The organism is Paraburkholderia sp. 35.1 (assembly GCF_050436525.1).
GTDB classification, from domain to species: domain Bacteria; phylum Pseudomonadota; class Gammaproteobacteria; order Burkholderiales; family Burkholderiaceae; genus Paraburkholderia; species Paraburkholderia tuberum.
The window spans coordinates 115,166-131,654 of sequence record NZ_JBNDMJ010000001.1 but is presented as its reverse complement, the minus strand read 5'-3'; the positions used below and the strand labels follow the sequence as shown (position 1 = coordinate 131,654).

General features: G+C 58.6%; 15 protein-coding genes and 3 pseudogenes. 12 read left to right on the top strand and 6 right to left on the bottom strand.

Going from position 1 to position 16,489, the window contains the following annotated elements:
• Positions 1 to 148: 148 nt before the first annotated feature.
• The 6 genes from OKW27_RS00725 (at position 149) to OKW27_RS00700 (ending at position 6,988) form a co-directional block, all read left to right on the top strand.
• The gene (locus tag OKW27_RS00725; protein ID WP_429332208.1) at positions 149 to 1,264 is read left to right on the top strand and encodes an ABC transporter substrate-binding protein; all 1,116 of its coding nucleotides are present in this window, start codon (positions 149 to 151) and stop codon (positions 1,262 to 1,264) included.
• Positions 1,261 to 2,304, top strand: a complete 1,044-nt coding sequence (locus OKW27_RS00720) for a FecCD family ABC transporter permease (RefSeq protein WP_429332207.1) — start codon at positions 1,261 to 1,263, stop codon at positions 2,302 to 2,304. The genes OKW27_RS00725 and OKW27_RS00720 overlap by 4 nt, the downstream gene beginning before the upstream one ends.
• Positions 2,301 to 3,098 (top strand): ABC transporter ATP-binding protein, encoded by a 798-nt coding sequence (locus OKW27_RS00715; protein ID WP_429332206.1) that lies wholly within the window; start codon positions 2,301 to 2,303, stop codon positions 3,096 to 3,098. Before OKW27_RS00720 ends, OKW27_RS00715 begins: the two co-directional genes overlap by 4 nt.
• A 116-nt stretch (positions 3,099 to 3,214) precedes the next feature.
• The gene (locus OKW27_RS00710; protein ID WP_429332205.1) at positions 3,215 to 4,366 is read left to right on the top strand and encodes a porin; all 1,152 of its coding nucleotides are present in this window, start codon (positions 3,215 to 3,217) and stop codon (positions 4,364 to 4,366) included.
• A gap of 513 nt (positions 4,367 to 4,879) precedes the next feature.
• Entirely contained in the window at positions 4,880 to 5,143 is a 264-nt protein-coding gene (locus OKW27_RS00705; RefSeq protein WP_429332204.1) for a hypothetical protein, read from the top strand.
• A gap of 24 nt (positions 5,144 to 5,167) precedes the next feature.
• Entirely contained in the window at positions 5,168 to 6,988 is a 1,821-nt protein-coding gene (locus tag OKW27_RS00700) for an ABC transporter transmembrane domain-containing protein (protein WP_429332203.1), read from the top strand.
• Between the two features lie 359 nt (positions 6,989 to 7,347).
• Here OKW27_RS00700 and OKW27_RS00695 read toward each other — a convergent pair whose 3' ends face one another.
• A complete protein-coding gene (locus OKW27_RS00695; protein WP_429332202.1) occupies positions 7,348 to 7,590 on the bottom strand; it encodes a hypothetical protein in 243 nt (80 codons plus the stop codon).
• Positions 7,591 to 8,174: 584 nt separating this feature from the next.
• On the opposite strand from OKW27_RS00695, the gene OKW27_RS00690 reads away from it, so the two are divergent.
• On the top strand, positions 8,175 to 10,202 hold the full coding sequence (locus tag OKW27_RS00690; RefSeq protein ID WP_429332201.1) for an ATP-binding response regulator: 2,028 nt from the start codon (positions 8,175 to 8,177) through the stop codon (positions 10,200 to 10,202).
• On the opposite strand, the gene OKW27_RS00685 is transcribed toward OKW27_RS00690, so the two are convergent.
• Positions 10,195 to 10,890, bottom strand: a complete 696-nt coding sequence (locus tag OKW27_RS00685; RefSeq protein WP_429332200.1) for a response regulator — start codon at positions 10,888 to 10,890, stop codon at positions 10,195 to 10,197. The genes OKW27_RS00690 and OKW27_RS00685 overlap by 8 nt on opposite strands.
• Positions 10,891 to 11,112: 222 nt before the next feature.
• Here OKW27_RS00685 and OKW27_RS00680 point away from each other — a divergent pair, with 222 nt between their 5' ends.
• Together OKW27_RS00680 and OKW27_RS00675 are read left to right on the top strand one after the other, a co-directional pair.
• Entirely contained in the window at positions 11,113 to 11,454 is a 342-nt protein-coding gene (locus OKW27_RS00680; RefSeq protein ID WP_429332199.1) for a hypothetical protein, read from the top strand.
• Between the two features lie 162 nt (positions 11,455 to 11,616).
• Entirely contained in the window at positions 11,617 to 12,084 is a 468-nt protein-coding gene (locus OKW27_RS00675; protein ID WP_429332818.1) for a lecithin retinol acyltransferase family protein, read from the top strand.
• A 238-nt stretch (positions 12,085 to 12,322) separates the two neighbouring features.
• Here OKW27_RS00675 and OKW27_RS00670 read toward each other — a convergent pair whose 3' ends face one another.
• Both OKW27_RS00670 and OKW27_RS00665 read right to left on the bottom strand, forming a co-directional pair.
• On the bottom strand, positions 12,323 to 12,499 hold the full coding sequence (locus tag OKW27_RS00670; protein ID WP_429332863.1) for a DUF1016 N-terminal domain-containing protein: 177 nt from the start codon (positions 12,497 to 12,499) through the stop codon (positions 12,323 to 12,325).
• Positions 12,496 to 12,774, bottom strand: coding sequence for an HU family DNA-binding protein (locus OKW27_RS00665; RefSeq protein ID WP_090812434.1), 279 nt, complete (start codon positions 12,772 to 12,774; stop codon positions 12,496 to 12,498). Before OKW27_RS00665 ends, OKW27_RS00670 begins: the two co-directional genes overlap by 4 nt.
• A gap of 862 nt (positions 12,775 to 13,636) precedes the next feature.
• Here OKW27_RS00665 and OKW27_RS00660 point away from each other — a divergent pair.
• Positions 13,637 to 13,795, top strand: a complete 159-nt coding sequence (locus tag OKW27_RS00660) for a hypothetical protein (RefSeq protein WP_167368858.1) — start codon at positions 13,637 to 13,639, stop codon at positions 13,793 to 13,795.
• Positions 13,796 to 14,110: 315 nt separating this feature from the next.
• Here OKW27_RS00660 and OKW27_RS00655 read toward each other — a convergent pair.
• A pseudogene (locus tag OKW27_RS00655) lies at positions 14,111 to 14,305 on the bottom strand (SET domain-containing protein-lysine N-methyltransferase); the annotation flags it as partial.
• Between the two features lie 465 nt (positions 14,306 to 14,770).
• On the opposite strand from OKW27_RS00655, the pseudogene OKW27_RS00650 reads away from it, so the two are divergent.
• Both OKW27_RS00650 and OKW27_RS00645 read left to right on the top strand, forming a co-directional pair.
• Positions 14,771 to 14,929 (top strand): annotated as a pseudogene (locus tag OKW27_RS00650) (IS6 family transposase); the annotation flags it as partial.
• A gap of 282 nt (positions 14,930 to 15,211) precedes the next feature.
• A pseudogene (locus tag OKW27_RS00645) lies at positions 15,212 to 15,817 on the top strand (DUF2242 domain-containing protein); the annotation flags it as partial.
• A gap of 368 nt (positions 15,818 to 16,185) precedes the next feature.
• On the opposite strand, the gene OKW27_RS00640 reads toward OKW27_RS00645, so the two are convergent.
• Positions 16,186 to 16,380, bottom strand: coding sequence for a hypothetical protein (locus tag OKW27_RS00640; protein WP_187639394.1), 195 nt, complete (start codon positions 16,378 to 16,380; stop codon positions 16,186 to 16,188).
• Between the last annotated feature and the right edge of the window lie 109 nt (positions 16,381 to 16,489).

Sequence of the window (16,489 nt, the reverse complement as noted above, 5' to 3'; positions counted from 1 at the left end):
CCGCGTTGTTTGTGACGATCGGATGACACGCCCGGGATTGACGGATTCGCATCGCCACATCATTTCGACCAGACATCACTGCCAACGCCGACCTCCGATCTGACTGAGCGGGCGGTTTTCGCGCGCACGTCTGGTCACCGGAGCTTATATGTTGAACTGGAAAGGCATGCTGACCGCGGCCCTAGTCGCCCTCGCCTGCATCCCTGCAAGCCAGGCCATCGCAGCACCCGTACATGTCATCGATGCACTGAATCGCGATGTCGTGGTCGACGCACCTGCAAAACGGATCGTTCTAGGTTTTTATTTCGAGGAATTCACCGCCGTTGCCGGCACCAGCGGATGGAACCGCGTCGTGGGTTTGAGCAAGGCAACCTGGGCGGGATGGCGCGCCGCGACCTGGAAAGAGTATGTCAAGGTGATTCCGCGGCTGCAGGATCTGCCTGACGTTGGGTACGCGGGGGACAACACGTTTAGCGTCGAGAAGGTACTGGCCCTGCGCCCCGATCTTCTGATTCTTTCGCAACTCGAATTCGATTCGCTCGGCACATCCAAAAGCCGTTTGGATGCGGCTGGTATTCCGATTGTCGTCATCGACTATAACGCCCAGACACTGCAACGCCACCTCGCCAGCACGCGTGCCATTGGCGCCGTTATGAGCGAGAACACCCGCGCCGAGGAACTAGCCCGCTTCTATCAGCGCAAATACGACGACATCCTGCGTCGTGTCGCCGCCGCCCGCACGACCACGAAACCCAAGGTTTACGTTGAACTGGGGTATGACGGCGCAGGAACCATCGGCAATAGCTACAACGGCACGATGTGGGGAAAGATTCTCGATAACCTCGGTGCGGAAAATATCGCAACGGGTCGAATTCCCGGTGGTTGGGGGCAAATGAATCCGGAGCTCGTCCTGGCGGCCGACCCGGCATTCGTCTTTATCGCAGGTTCCTCGTGGGACAACGCACCTAACGCGGTTCGCCTAGGCTTCGGAAGCGATCCCGCACCAGCCCGTGCCACCCTGAAGACCTATACCGCGCGTCCAGGCTGGTCGAACATGCGTGCCGTGCGGGAGGGGCACGTCTACGGCATTGATCACGCGTTATGCCGGACGTTCTTCGACTACACCGCGATGGAGTACATCGCCAAGCAGCTCTATCCTGCACAGTTCGCCGATATCGACCCGATGGCCGACCTGCGCGACTACTACGCCAGATATTTGCCAGTGAAGCTGACTGGAACGTGGATGTTGAGCGCGAAGCCATGACCGTCGTAGATTCCTTTCTTGCCGAGTACCGTCGACAGATAATGCGTCGCGGCGCGTGGTTGATAAGCGCCGTCCTGTTATTGACAGTCCTGTTCATGATTGACATCGCGACTGGCCCCGCGATGTTGCGACCGTGGGACATGCTCACGGCTCTGTTTGGGGCGGATACTGACCCGGTCAACCGTATCATTGTCTGGACGATCCGCCTGCCCATGGCGCTGATGGCGGTCGGTGTCGGGATGTCGCTCGGTCTCTCGGGCGCAGTCATGCAGACGGTGCTGCACAACCGGCTGGCCTGCAGCTATACGCTCGGCATTTCGGCTGCAGCGGGATTTGGCGCCGCCTTCGTGATCGTCCTGGGGCGATGGATCCCTCTCCCCGCCGATTATGCGATACCGATCGCAGCCTTTTTCTTTTCAGCAATTGCCTGTGCCTGTGTCTTTGCAATAGGAAACAGCAAAGGCGCAAGTCCCGAAGCGATGATTCTGGGCGGCATTGCGCTGTTGTTCCTCTTTCAGGCGCTGACATCGCTTGTACAGTTTCAGGCTTCGCCGGAAGCTTTGCAGCAGGTTGTCTTCTGGCTGTTCGGCAGTTTTCTTAAAGCGAGCCTCGGCAAGGTCGCTGTGCTGGCCGCAGTGGTCGCCGTGGTTTTTCCGTTTCTGATGCTGGACGCGTGGAAGCTGACGACGTTGCAACTCGGCGACGACCGTGCGCACGCTCTAGGCGTGAACCCTCGCGCATTACGGCTACGCTCACTCGCCTTCGTATCCTTGCTGACGGCCGCGGCCGTCGCGTTTGTCGGAACGATCGGATTTGTCGGTCTCGTAGCCCCGCACATCGCCCGGATGCTGCTTGGCGACGATCATCGCTTCCTGCTGCCTGGCGCCGCGATCACAGGCGCTTTACTGTTATCCGGCGCCTCGATTGCCAGCAAAGTGGTCTACCCGGGTGCGGTCGTGCCGATCGGCATCGTCACTGCACTCATCGGCGTTCCGTTTTTTGTCTGCCTCATCGTCAGCCAGAAGCGAGGTCCAGCGTGAAGATCGAACTTCGTGATATCAGTATCTCGTACGGGAAACGTGCGGTGATGCAATCAATTTCCCTCACCGCCATGCCCGGAGACGTGACCGCCATCGTCGGTCCGAATGGCTGCGGGAAGACATCAGTGTTGCGTGCCATTGCGGGGCTTGCTGCATACAGCGGCCAACTCCTGTTCGACGGCCGCGCGCTGGACCGCCCCCCGAAGAAATCGAACCGAAGCCTCGTCAGCTATGTCGCGCAGGATTCTGCAGGGCGTAGCAGCCTTACCGTTCTCGAAGTTGTCCTGCTGGGTCGACTGGCAACACTAGGTCTGCGTGTGACTGAAGTGGACAAACATGTCGTGTGCGAGGTCCTTGCGGAACTTGGCATCCTGCATCTCGCGCAACGCTTTCTGGTGGAACTAAGCGGCGGTCAGCGCCAACTCGTTTTCATTGCGCAGGCCCTCGCGCGCAATCCGGCGGCACTGTTGCTGGACGAGCCGACCAGTGCGCTGGATATATATCACCAGTTGCACGTGCTGGAGGTGGTAAGGCGAACGACGCAGAAGCGCGGGCTGGCAACCGTCATCGTCTTGCACGACCTCAACGCCGCCATCCGCTACGCGGACCAAGTCGCGGTCCTGCGAGAAGGGCACATGCTTGCATGCGGCAAACCTGAGGAGATCGTGCGGCCGGACGTCGTCGGCCCGGTCTTTCGCGTGGAGATGGTGAGCCTCCCCGGCGCGGGCAATTACCCAACGCTGGTCGCGACAGGACCCGTGCATGGATCGCAGGGCGCCGCCAGTCCAACGTAGCCCCCCAACCGCAACTTCGATTTCATAGTCTCATTTACCAGGGGAGTCCGCGCTGCGTCGCGACTCACCGCGCGCGATGCTTCCGCACATCGGATAAAAACGTACGTATTGCGAAAATGAAAATAGCATCTACTCTTGCACTTATTCCTGCTGCGCTGGGACTGATCGCGCCACAGGTCAATGCACAAAGCGTCACCTTATATGGGGTGGTCGACTCCGGTCTGAGCTACATGACGACGAATACTGGGAACAGGACAAGCCTCGTAAGCGGCGGCTTGTCCAGCAACCGGTGGGGGATCCGCGGTAGCGAAGATCTCGGCGACGGCCTTCAGGCTGTTTTCCGCCTCGAAAATGGGTTCTCGATTGTCAACGGAAAGCTGGGACAGGGTGGCCGGCAGTTCGGACGGCAATCGGTTGTGGGTCTGGCAAGTCAACGGTGGGGAACCGTGATCTTCGGACGTATGTATGATCCGGTCGTCGATATGACAGAGGTGCTGACGGCCGAGACGATCGGCGGTTCGCCATTCGCGACCCCGGGCGACGTCGACAACAACGACGGCAGCGCCCGCGTCTCGAACGCGGTGAAATACACGAGTCCTGTGATCGCGGGACTTCGGGCTGAGGCAATGTACGCGCTGGGCGGCATCGCGGGACAGAACGGCCAGGGATATACGGCTGCGGGTGCAGTTTCCTACACCTATGAAAGCCTCAGTGTTGCAGGCGGCTATTACCAGGCCAGCAATACGCATAGGGATTCGACATTGCGCTTGGGGTGGAGCGGCGCATCGTCAGACTCTCTGTTCGACGGTGGCTCGATCAATGCCGCGTACGCAACGGCGCACGTCATCGGGATTGCGCAAGTTGCGACGCAGTATACCGGTAAGCGTGTCTCATTTGGCTTCGGTTACAGCAACGCGACGTACAGGCCCGACGCACTGTCGTCGTTTTCAAGGACTGAGACATACAACACAGCGCGCGCCTTCACGTTCTATCGCGTGAACCCTATGCTTCAGTTTGGCTTGGGCTACGCCTATACGCATGCGAGCGGCGATACCTCGGCGAGTTATCATCAGTTCAGCGCTGGCAGTTTTTATAACCTGTCCGTGCGCACGGACGTTTATCTGACAGGTGCGTATCAAATCGCGAAAGGTACGCAACGTACCGCAGATGGCGGTACGCAGCGCGCTGTTGCTTCGATCTCGTCGTACGGCGTCGACGGTACGCGCTGGCAAGCGCTAGCACTCGTCGGCATGCGTCACCGTTTTTGACCCGCCTTCGGGCCGTCGTTGGTCGAAGAATCTTTGCCCATCGAGGATTTGCATTTCCGGATAGCGGAGCAAGCGTCGAGCCGAGCCCTGCTGCAAGGGCGCTGCCGGCGATCACCGCGACGTTTCGCACGGAAGGTGCGATGACCCGGAATCCGTGTTTCGTTTGCCGCGAAGCCACGATTGGGTGCGGCTGTTTCTGACCGCGCGATAGCGCCGAATAGAAAGCGGAACACTTGGCGCGTGGCGTGAAGGGAGGTTACTGCCGTTGACAATAAGCTTGCCATCAAAAGGCCGCTGCAGATAAAGGGATGGCTGCTGTACTCGGAAAGCGCTCATACAGGTGGCACCGGCTCTATGTCCGTAGTGGGTCGGTCGTGCCGCTCGCAGACACGCTATGACCGGCCCGGCTCGGCGATTAACGTTTGCTCCCGATTCGGCAATCGCGACCGGCGCATTTCGTATCAAGCCATCTTAGCGACGGCCACTGCGGGCCCACACGTAGCGTACCCAACGTTGCCCATCGATACCCTGTTGCGCAGCGGTAGTATTACGCTTTACCTGCTCTTCGCGGTCGCGCTCGGCGCTCTTCTGTACCTGTTCGTGGATCTGGCGCAACGTCAAGTCACCGGGTCCTTTCAGTTCGTCTGGATCGGGATTTGTCTGTCATGGCAATGGCTCATTCCTGAGAAGATCGATTTGATCTTGATACATATGGGGAGTCGCGGCAAGCACGCGACCGCTGCCTTCGAATCTGTAGGACTGGCACAATCGAGATGAACTTCTACCCGCTCGGGAATCCTCATGCCAGACGCTGTCCCGCCTTCGCCGCCTTCGCGGGCTATAGGCCCCCTGTTTGCCCTGTTTCCCTTCATGCGCCCATATGCCGGGCGCTGGGCGCTCGCGTTCCTGGCGCTGGTGACGTCGGCGGGCGCCACACTGGCGTTGCCGGTGGCGTTCAAATACCTGATTGACCGTGGCTTTGCTGCGGGTGACCGTACGCATATCGATCGCTATTTCCTCGCGTTATTCGCCGTTTCGCTGGTACTGGCCGGCGCCACGGCACTGCGCTTCTACCTCGTGTCGTGGCTGGGCGAGCGGGTCACGGCCGATTTGCGAAGTGCTGTCTACGACCACGTGCTGGAGATGAGCCCGCAGTTCTTCGAAACCACGCAGACCGGAGAGGTGCTGTCGCGGCTCACCACCGACACCACCTTGATTCAGACGGTGGTGGGCACCAGCCTGTCGTTGGGGTTACGCAACTTCTTCCTGCTTACTGGTGGCATGGCGATGCTGGCGCTGACCAGCCCAGTGCTGTCAGGCTACGTCATCGCTACGCTGGTGGTGGTGGTCGCTCCCATCGTTGTCTTCGGTCGGCGCGTGCGCCGCCTCTCGCGCGCCAGCCAGGACAAGGTAGCGAACGCGAGCGCGCTGGCGGGCGAGGTCCTCAATGCCATGCCGACCGTCCAGTCGTACACGCAGGAGGCCTTTGAGGCGCGGCGGTTTGCCGGCGCGGTGGAGGTGGCCTTTGAGACCGCGCTCAAGCGCATTCGGGCGCGTGCCTGGTTGACCGCCGTGATTATCGTGCTGGTATTCGCCGCCGTCGTGTTCGTCCTCTGGCTTGGGGCGCAGGCTGTGCTAGCCGGGCGGATGACGGCCGGCCAGTTGTCCCAGTTCATCCTCTATGCGGTGTTCACCGCCGGCGCTGTGGGAGCTGTCGCCGAAGTGTGGGGCGATCTGCAGCGGGCTGCCGGCGCCACCGAACGTTTGTTGCAACTGCTGGTGGCACGCTCGCCGGTGGTGCAGGCCGAGGCGACGGTCGCGCTGCCGGCGCGCGGGGACGGCATCCGCCTCGACAATGTTAGCTTTTCGTATCCGTCCCGCCCCGGCATCGCTGCACTCGCCGGGCTCTCGCTCGACGTCCGCGCGGGCGAACATGTCGCGCTGGTTGGACCGTCCGGTGCCGGCAAGACCACGCTGTTCCAACTGCTGCTGCGATTTTACGACCCGCAGGGCGGCAACATTCTGATCAACGGCGTCCCGACGCGACAGGTGCCGCTCCTCGAGTTGCGCAAGGGAATCGGGGCAGTGCTGCAGGAATCGGTGATCTTTTCGGGCAGCGTGCTCGACAACATCCGCTACGGCGCGCACGAGGCCACACTCCCGCAAGTGCAGCGGGCTGCCGAAATGGCCGCTGCGGCCGGCTTTATCGAAGAACTGCCGCAAGGCTACGACACGTTTCTAGGCGAGCGCGGAGTACGGCTGTCTGGGGGACAGCGCCAACGCATTGCGATCGCCCGCGCGATCCTGAAGAATCCGCCCATTCTGCTGCTGGACGAAGCCACCAGCGCGCTCGATGCCGCCAGCGAACGCCTCGTACAAAAGGCGCTGGACAATGCCGCGCAGAACCGCACCACGCTGGTCATCGCGCACCGCCTCGCGACCGTACAGCAAGCGGACCGCATCGTCGTGCTGGAGCAAGGCCGCATCGTCGCGCAGGGCCGTCACGCCGACTTGCTTCTGAGCTCGCCGCTCTATGCCCAGCTTGCCGCCCTGCAGTTTGGCGAGCAGGTTGCGCATACGGGACAGAGCGACGCTGAGTGCGATCGCGTCGACTCGGCGTGAAGACACGATCCAGGTCGGCACGGGCAACCGCAGGGCTCCCAACGGATCGACATGACACGGTAGCGTAAGGCAATAAGCGGCCAGTTTCTGCCGTTCGATGTCGATTTGCGACCGTCCGCTCAAGACGTGACAAGAGGCAATCGACAACTATAAGTGAAAATTCCGCGCATGCCCGAATGCGGGAACTGCGGACCTGAGAAAGCTGAAAAACAAGAGTATCTGGGTTGCGAAATCGGCTTCCGCGCGTTCGTCGACATGCACGATGACGAAAACTCAGGCGATTGCCGGTCCCTCAAATGCCCGCAGCGATTCTTTAGACAAAGAGTCGATGCGGGCGGAGAGAGCATTGCGCTTGATTGCTAATCGCCGTCGCTCGAGTTTGGCGAGGGCTGCAAAGGTGGCGAATAGGTTCGTTGTTCTTGTTCCTCCATTTGGCGTAGTTGTTGTGCTTCGTTCGAATTCATCGTCCCGGTATTATGTTGTCGTTGGGCAGCCTCTGCGGCCTCTTGGGTCGTTGTCGTGTAAGTCTGATTGCCTTGCGCAAAGGCGAAAGCTGAACTCAATAGAAGTGTTACAAGCAATGTACTCTTGGGCAGATTCATGATTGTCCTCCTGTTAGATCTTCACGATCTAAAGCTGTGTCGCACCACCGAAAAACCGGAGGCGGTTACCGATCATTTACGGGGCGTATCTGTCGATTCGGGGATATCGACTCCTCGCGTCGACGGCTATAGTTTTGCTGGTGAGAAGGCTCCTTGGAACCCGCATCATTGGGGGAAGGCCGATGTTTTTGGAGGGGCGCGATACGAGGCCCTGCGAAGGCCGGGTACCAATTGCGCGGAAAGTCGTTACTGTGAACGCTTAAAAAGGCGGTGGCGATAGACCGCGGTTATTACGAAGCCGTATTGCCTGTGAAGGGCAAAGCGCTCACGTGCAGCGCGATGAAGCACTCAGACCGCGACAGCGAGCCGACGCTCATGATTGATGTGATTTCGATCAGACCTGTCTTGGAGCAAAGGTATGTTGGCCAACGATGTCACTAGCTTGCCCTCAATTCAGCACAACCTGCGAAATGTCGGTGAGCCAACTCCCATGAGGCCGACAACGGTCGCTGTAAAAATTGTCCTCTGCCCGCGTTGTCTCTCGTCTACAGTGAAAAGCGACACGACGCGACACGCGGAATGCGATGAAGTCAGCGAATTTCCCTGCTGCTCAGCAGCGCGAACCGCGCAGAGCAGGCTCTGCGCTGCGGGAATTATTGAGCAGCTTAGCGGAGACGCTTACATTTCCATCCCCATTTGACGACGCCGACCTCGAACGTGAGTTCCTTGAAGATCATGGAAGGCGTTTTGCGAGGTTCCGCCGAGCGTCAGGCGTGCTCGGCCTCTTCGTCTGGGGTTGCTACTTGTGGGTAGACTTTTATGTTGCGGGCCAGGCCCCTGCATTTCAGAACATCTTGCCGGCCCTCCTACTTTTTCGCGGGATTGGCGTCGCCGCGATAGCATGCGCCGTTGCGCTTTCCTTTCACCGCTCATTCGCACGCGAATTCACGGCGCATGTCGTCTTGATGTTTCCCATCGCCACGGTTGCGATGTCTCTCCTTGGTGCGGAATTGGTCGCGCCAACGCCGTTTAAAGTCGTTCCGTATCTCTTCTCTCTGGACCTCGTTCTGTTTTTCCAGTTCGGCTTCTTCCAGTTTCGGCCAAAGGCCGCGTGTTGGTTCGCCGTGTCTGTCGTTCTTGCTGTCATTGTTCTGCAGATTATTTTTCGTTTTTTAAGCACATGGGATCTTTTTATCGCAGTGATGTGGCTTTCAAATGTGATTGTGATCGGGCTTGGCGTGAATGTTCACGCGGAGCGTCACTCCCGAGAGAGGTTTTTCGCAGAGAAAGCACTCGCTGTTTCCAACCGACATCTAGAAATATTGAATGAAACGATGATGGACAAGAACAAGGCTTTGGAAATCTCACGAGACGAGCAGATGGCGAAAACAAAAGCATTAATTACACTAAAGGAACAACAAAAACGCGCGGCCGAGGATGCCAATTTTGAAAAATCATCTTTCCTTGCTGCGGCCACGCATGATCTCCGGCAACCCATGCATGCATTAAATCTATTTCTGGCAGCCGCTGAGGAAGCGGCGGGGCGCGACGACAGCGAGGAATCTCGAAAACTGATAACACAAGCGCGCAAATCGTCCGTCGTCATGGCACGCCTCTTCGACGCGGTGCTCGACCTATCGAGGCTCGAGTCCGGAAAAGTGCGTCCCGACTACCGCGTGATTGACCTATCGCCGCTCGTTCATGAGCTAGTCGAACAATCGACGCCGCTTTCTGCAAACGCGGGCGTCTCGCTCCGGCTACGATGCCCGGTGAATGCCAGAATTTGGGTTCGAAGCGATCCGTACTGGATCCGCCGAATTCTCGCAAACCTCATCTCCAACGCCGTGAAATATGCTGACCTCCAAAAAGGGGGGCAGTGTGGTGTCCTTGTAGGCGTCGTTCGAGGCGCCAATCGTGTGCGAATCGATGTCGTGGACAATGGCATCGGGATCGCGCAGCGATATTGGGATGCTATTTTCAGGCCGTTTTTTCAAATTGGTAACACTGAGCGTGACCGTGAACGAGGATTGGGCCTTGGCTTGTCAACCGTAAATGCTATGATTTCCATGTTGGACGAACATCGGATCGAACTTAAATCGATTGAGGGTCGCGGCTCCCGATTCTCGATCGAACTTCCGGTCTGCCACTCACCAATGCTGACATCAGTGTACGAGCCACCTGCCGAGCCGGCTTCAACCGCTCGTGCAATCTCGGGCCTGTATGTTCTGTTGATAGAAGACGACAGACTTGTACGCGCGGCTACGGAAGCACTCTTTCATCAATGGGGAGTGCTTTTTGACTCGGCAAACTCGGTTGCGCAACTCAACGAGATCCTGGACTCAATTGAGCGCTACCCTGATCTCATAATTACAGATTATACGTTGGCAGACTCGACGACTGCTTATGATGTCTCCGCTTCTGCACATGCCAAACTGGGAAGATCTATCCCGTGTTTGATAATAACAGGTGAAGTTGGAGCAATAAATCTCGAAATTGACTCAGACAAAAATATTATCACGAAACCAGTGACGGCCGAAATACTTAAGACGAGTATTTTGAAGATGATTGCAATCGAGCCTTCACAGTCCTCCGCATCTGAACATGTCAGGTAGATGGATTTTGGGGCGCCTTGGGAATCTCAACGCCTCGGCGCGCCATCTCTACGATGAGAAACGTCCGGCGAGTCACATTGAAGCGGGCCAATAAGTCACTGGAATATTCCTTGGCTGTATTTTCCGTGATATTCATTTTTTTTGCGATTGCTTTATTGGATAAACCCTGCAAGACGCAACGCAATGTCTCCGTCAGTCTCGGCGGAAGATTCAGAGTTTCGACAGGAATTCCGCGAGTATTGGACGTCGGCTGCGGACGAAACCCCCCTTTTCCCAAGACCGTGTTCGGCAAATAAATCCGTCCACTCAGAATTGTCCTGAGTGCGTCCTGAAAGACAGCACCGCCTTCTTCACTGGCTTTTGAAATAAATCCGCATGCTCCATTTTTAATGCACTCGAATACCGTAACTCGATCGTCCTGATTGGACAGCATAATACAATGGATCTCATGGTCTCGTTCTTTCAGCCATTTAAGCAGGTCGAGGCCCGTTCGGTCCCCGCTGAGTCGATAGTCGAGGAATAAAAGATCGTAAGACTTGCTCTCGATCCGGGAAATAGCCTGGTCGAAGCCATCCGCCTCATCAATGCTAAGTTGTGGCTCGCTGGCCAAGATAAGACTCTTCATGGCGCTGCGCGTGAGGCCTTCGTCCTCCACCAGTAAAACGGTCCTGAAGTAGCCGTTTTCCATAACTGTCCCCTTTTATAGCTTCATCATACTGGTTTCTACTCCAATTGATACCCCAGTTGATACCCCCCATTGGTAGGGCCTCGTCTCGTGCCCTTCCAAAAATGCCGAGTCTTCCCCGGTATCGAGGGTTTCGGGGAGCGCATGCGCGGACAAAACTACAGTCATCGATGCGTCGGTAACACATAGGCAAATCGATATCCTCAAAGCTAACTGGAGCTAGCCATGAAGACCATGCCAAATATCGCACGAACCCTTGCTGCATTATCGGTAGCGGGAGTTGCGGCGTCTGCCCATGCCAACTACGTTGATCTCGTAAACGACACTGACCAAACCATTCTCGAATTCCACGTAAGGCACGCGGGCGGACGTGGCCCTGGCCCTGATATTTTAATCGCCCCCCCAATCCTGTTTTCCGGAAGTCATGCATTAATTGATGTCCATGACGAAAACCCTTGGCATTGCCTATTCAATTTCACAACTGTCATGAATGACGGACAGATTGCTCATGAGCGAAACGTGAACGTCTGCGGCGACCCCATTGTTTACACGGTTTATTCTCGCTGAATCGCCGGGGCATAGATTCATAAATATTGAGGCACGCGTCTTTTGACTGTGCCTCCTTTTTGGGCTGCCGTTTTGACTTCTTTCTCTATTTGACTTGGCCGAGCTTTCCAGAGTCCGATCATGCGACACGCCACGATCCATCAAAATAGCGGAACAGCCACGATGTCGAACTGGAGATATATCGGCCTTCGTGAAGAGCCCGTGCTTGGTGCGCATCTCGTTGCGCCGCGCAGCGGTTACCGACACCACGGCATTTATGTAGGCGATGGGAACGTAGTGCACTATGCTGGGCTTGCTGGATCCTTGCATTTCGGTCCGGTAGAAGAAGTTGACATCGAATGCTTCGCAGCCGGTCAAGAAGTCTGGACCGAGCCGAGCCTCTTGGCGACGTACGAGGAGGGCGAGGCCGTCGAGCGGGCTCGCTCCAGGTTGGGTGAGAACCGCTACAACCTGCTAACAAATAATTGCGAGCACTTTTGCGCTTGGTGCCTGTACGGTCAAAGTCGGAGCGAACAAGTTCACGATTGTCTTACTCATCCGCGCGCTGCCGTGCACCTAGTAATTGGTTTCATCCGGGCCGTGTTCTCAGCCACTCGGAAGCATTTGTCTATCGGCATCGCTATAGCCTAAGGTCTTCGATTCCTAGTCAACCAATTCAGATGATGTCCCCTACTGGCCGGACCTTCACGAGGATACGTTCGCCGCGGCGTGACCATTCGGCGGGGGCACCCATCGGTCGTGCTGTACCGAGCATCGACGCTGTTTAAGAGGCCGTTGGTTCGCGACAAGCGGACGTTCAACGTCGTTGCCCGAATGGCGCTAACGGGTCGAGCTGAGACAGTTGACCGGGTGCCACCGACCCGCTGGCCTAGCCGAGTTCGCCGCCTTGCTCGAACTCCACGATGCGCCGGCCAATCTCCCGGTAGGTCGCCGTCATCAACGCGTTGACGCGGCGGGCGGCGGCCGCGCGCGCGGACTCCACCACGTCGGCGATTTCACGCTGCAGGCCCGCGTAGATGGCCGGTGCGATGCCGGTCTTCGTCACCGTGCGTTCACCGCGTCTTTGAACGCCTTGCCGGCAGTGAACTTCACCGTCTTTGCCGCGGCAACCTGGATTTCAGCGCCCGTCGACAGATTGCGGCCGGTGCGTGCCGCACGCTGTCCCGTCGGGAACGAGCCGAAACCGACCAGTTGCACGGTGTCGCCAGCGGTCACCGCGCGCGTGATGGCGCCTGGCACTGCATCGATGACTTCGCCGGTGGCGGCCCTGGTGTCGCCGGTGCGGGCTGCGACCGCGTCAATCAGTTCCTGTTTATTCATGTTCGATCGGTTGTTGTTGGCCAGACCCGCAACGTACGGCAACGGGCGGTCCGAACGCAAACGCGCACGCACGTGCCCAAGGTAGCGCCCGCCCCCTCCGTTTTCCCGGCCAGCGCGGGCTGCCGGAGCGTGACAGACGGAAAATCGTCCAGCGGCCAGCAGCGCTGTCGCGGCACTGCGGTAAAAGTCGGTGTGTGCGGCTCCGTCATTGCGAAACGGTCTCGACGTTGGAGGGGCGGCCCAGACGAACATGACGGTTAGTTGCGTCATCCGGTATTAAATGAACCGGTAAGGCGAGCTTTTGCAGGAGCGCGGACACTGGAACGTTGAGGCTTTCCTCCTGCAGTCCGTCGTGACATCGCTAACCGCATCGGGCGCCTTGGCGATGCGGCGGCACGTAATGGCGCCGGGCAAATCGTTTGCGCCTTTGCGCCGGAGGTCCTATGAGGTCACACGCCGATCTGCCATCGGGACGGCAGGAATTCGCCCTTATGAGAGCGTCGAACGCACATGTCAGGGTCGAATCGATACTCGAACCTCCAGATTTCAGTCTGCGTAACGAGCGAAGCCGAATGTGGTCGGTCGAGGAGGATGCCATGTGGAACCGATCGGCGATGATGACAAGATCACCGTTCGGCAGACCAGGCTACCCCTGGTAGCGCCCCCGTTTGCCGAGTAGGACAAGCAGCGCTAAACCCGGGTCATCAACGCGCCCATGCTCGTGGCAGCCTCTTCGCATCCTTCCCGGTTTGGGCTGCGCAAGGCGGCAGGAGGCGGCAGCAAGAAGGAACAGGTAGAGTACCCGACGCGCCGGCGCATCACCTAAACTGTAAGCATGTTTGCGACTCGACAGGAGGTCGCCATGGCCGAATCAATTTCGGGAATCATGCTGGGAGTGATCGTTCTGATCATGGCTGCCATCCTCGTGACGGAGCACTACCGACGTGAACATCACAGGAGCCGGCAACTCCGCTGGCTGGACACCCATCCGATGCGGGACTGGTTGCACCGCAGGCCTTGAAGCACAGCCAGACACCTGCCTTGTTGACTGTCCACCCATTGCGGGCAATTCCGGCAGCGCAAGCGACAGGGGCCAGCCGTTTGCGCTCCACTCCGGACGAGCTGTGCTCCGGGACTTTGCCAGCGTCGGCATGACCCGGCCCGTCCCGGGTAACGCTCGCTTCCCGGGGCCCGAGCATGGTGCGGCGGCACCACCGCACAGGCACGCGTAGTACCGACACAGGTCACCATCAAGTGGCTCGTCCGTCTCCAGTCGGTAATCGATAAAGAGTTCGCCGCCAGCCGTAATGTCCCGGATCGCGTGGTTGAACACGCGCCCCGCCTCCTCAACTGCCTCGCAGTTCGCCGAGCAGCAGTGATCAGCCAGCGCGCGCTGTTGCCCCCGCGGCTGCCGTCGATCACCCGGCCGTCCTCCAGCCCGAAAAAGAACGTGTGTCCCTCGATGCCGTCTCGCCGGTGCTGCGCGGGCGGCCCGTCGCCAGGAAATCACCTCACCCCTGTATTCCAACACGCGCTCCCCCGCTTTCAGCGTCCGCAGCGCGAACACTCCTTTCCCATGCACCGGCGATCGCTGTCATCGGCGATCTGAAAGTCGTCAAAAACTGACAGTGTGAAACTCACTGCGTGGAACCAACTTTTCTTGGTTCACTTTCTTCGGGGCCCGGTTTATCCAGAGCCTCATTCTTCTTTATTTTCCCTCGCTCCATTCTCCTGCTTCCCGTGTGGTTGCCGCATTCTCAACGGATTAGCCACTGAGGTCAGCCGCGGTCGCAGAGCCAGCTTGACTATTTATCCCGCCCCTACCGCATCGCACAGCTCTCGGGCGAACGCAATGTAGGCTTGGGGCGTGACGGCGGATGTCATCTGCCATGCCGTGCGTTGAAATAGCAGCAGGCCCCCACGTTCACCGAGCCTCCTGAAACATCCCGTCCGCAAGTTCCGAAAGGCTGCCCGATTTGACTACGCTGCGCAACATCGCACACGGGGTTTCCTCTCATGCTTCGGCCTGATCCGGCAGCACTTCGCGCTGCCTCGACATCTGATGAATGCAGGTCGGCACCGGGCAGAATTGAAGGATCGCCTGGCGGCCCGGCGTCAATGGACAATGGCAGAATCTGGCGTCCGCATTTTTTGATTTGCAATCCTACTCTTTTTCAAAAATTTCACCTTTCCTCGACCAACTTGAGAAGGCCGTCCTCTCATATCAGCTTGCCACATCCGCCGTACCACGTAACGGATCTGCGCTCACGAGAACGTCGAAGGTTGTTGTAGGGAAAGAAAACTATAATGGCCCGGCCCATTCACTGCCGGATCGGCCGCATGATGTGTCCCTCTCATGCAGCGCAAGAGCATTGGGTGTCGTGGCCATCTGGCGCCGGCCCCCTTCTCCGCTCGAGCCGGTCCAACCTGTTCAGCCATGCATACCCCGTTCCGCTTTTCCTCCGCGGCTTTCGTGCTTGCGCTTGCGAGCGCACTGTCTGCGTGCTCGACACCGAAGCCGCTTTACCAGCAAGAACAGTTCGACGCAGGCGATAGCCCTTATATGCACAATTTCGCCGGGAAGGCAGAGCTCGCCTGCGAAGCCGCCCGCCGTGCGTTGCTCAGCCAGGGATATATCGCCAGTTCGACGAGGCCCGATTCGGTCGACGGCTCGAAAAATTTCCAGCCCACCGGCGATACGCACGCGGTGATTGAAATCCATGTGGTCTGTACAACCGACGACCCCAAAAGCAACAGCAGTATCGCGTACGTGAACGCAGTGCAGGATCGCTATGCGCTGAAGAAGAGCAACACGTCGGCGAGCGTCGGACTGAGCGTGTTCGGATCGCTGTCGCTGCCGATCGGCTCAAGCGATGACTCGATGGTGAAAGTTGCGAGCGAGACGATTCCTGCCGGCGTTTTCTATCAGCGTTTCTTTGCGCTAGTCGACCACTACCTGAAGGCCGACTCCGCCCAGCCGGACGCCGTCGCCGCCGCGGCAGCGCCGAAGGAGACGCTGCCGTCAATGAACGACGCCGTGCCGCCGATCGGGACAGCCCGGACAGGTAATGGTTCGGAGAAAGCGACGAGCGCCAGGTAAGGCGTCGACGGTATGGCGCGCCCGGACGTGTGCTCGAGCCGCGTTTGGTCCGCCCACTTTCCCGGCTAGCATGCAGCGACGAAGAGGCGAACAGCCTGACGTGCCATGTTGCCGTGTACGGACCCGCCTGGCAGCAGACGCGAGCCGCCGCGGTCGTCAGCCCGGTCGTAAACTTCGGCGCATAAACGGCGTCATGCTCGCGCTGTCCCAGTGCAGATCGGGCGGGCCCTCGAAGTTGGGCCGCGGCAAGTATCCGGAACAACGCTCAAGCCTGCATCATATCGGCTTGCGGGCTCATAGGGTGCGACATCTCAGTGACGGCGTGCGAAGGCCCGAAGAAGGGAATCTCCGTCCTGCGTAATTCGAGGCCGCACCGTACCGCCGGCAAGCTGCTCCATGGCGACGAGCTGGCGTTCGAGCAACGTGTCAAGTTCCTGCCGCTCGGCAATATGGTCGGCCGAGTCCCTGACGAGCATCAATGTCGCAAATTCATGGGCGCTGAGCATTCCTGTCTCCTGGTCGTTCGAGTAGGTGCCGTAGGGGATTGCGCCGGCTACTGGCCTGTGGGCCGTGCCTGCCCGGCTAAGGTCGCTGTCGGCGACGCATTACCGATGG

What these genes read in the sequence shown, in the direction of transcription:
- OKW27_RS00725 (WP_429332208.1), top strand. Translation starts at nt 149, where the DNA reads ATGTTGAACTGGAAAGGCATGCTGACCGCGGCCCTAGTCGCCCTCGCC.
- OKW27_RS00720 (WP_429332207.1), top strand. Translation starts at nt 1,261, where the DNA reads ATGACCGTCGTAGATTCCTTTCTTGCCGAGTACCGTCGACAGATAATG.
- OKW27_RS00710 (WP_429332205.1), top strand. Translation starts at nt 3,215, where the DNA reads ATGAAAATAGCATCTACTCTTGCACTTATTCCTGCTGCGCTGGGACTG.
- OKW27_RS00700 (WP_429332203.1), top strand. Translation starts at nt 5,168, where the DNA reads ATGCCAGACGCTGTCCCGCCTTCGCCGCCTTCGCGGGCTATAGGCCCC.
- OKW27_RS00695 (WP_429332202.1), bottom strand. Translation starts at nt 7,590, where the DNA reads ATGAATCTGCCCAAGAGTACATTGCTTGTAACACTTCTATTGAGTTCA.
- OKW27_RS00690 (WP_429332201.1), top strand. Translation starts at nt 8,175, where the DNA reads ATGAAGTCAGCGAATTTCCCTGCTGCTCAGCAGCGCGAACCGCGCAGA.
- OKW27_RS00685 (WP_429332200.1), bottom strand. Translation starts at nt 10,890, where the DNA reads ATGGAAAACGGCTACTTCAGGACCGTTTTACTGGTGGAGGACGAAGGC.
- OKW27_RS00680 (WP_429332199.1), top strand. Translation starts at nt 11,113, where the DNA reads ATGAAGACCATGCCAAATATCGCACGAACCCTTGCTGCATTATCGGTA.
- OKW27_RS00675 (WP_429332818.1), top strand. Translation starts at nt 11,617, where the DNA reads ATGTCGAACTGGAGATATATCGGCCTTCGTGAAGAGCCCGTGCTTGGT.
- OKW27_RS00665 (WP_090812434.1), bottom strand. Translation starts at nt 12,774, where the DNA reads ATGAATAAACAGGAACTGATTGACGCGGTCGCAGCCCGCACCGGCGAC.
- OKW27_RS00660 (WP_167368858.1), top strand. Translation starts at nt 13,637, where the DNA reads ATGGCCGAATCAATTTCGGGAATCATGCTGGGAGTGATCGTTCTGATC.
- OKW27_RS00640 (WP_187639394.1), bottom strand. Translation starts at nt 16,380, where the DNA reads ATGCTCAGCGCCCATGAATTTGCGACATTGATGCTCGTCAGGGACTCG.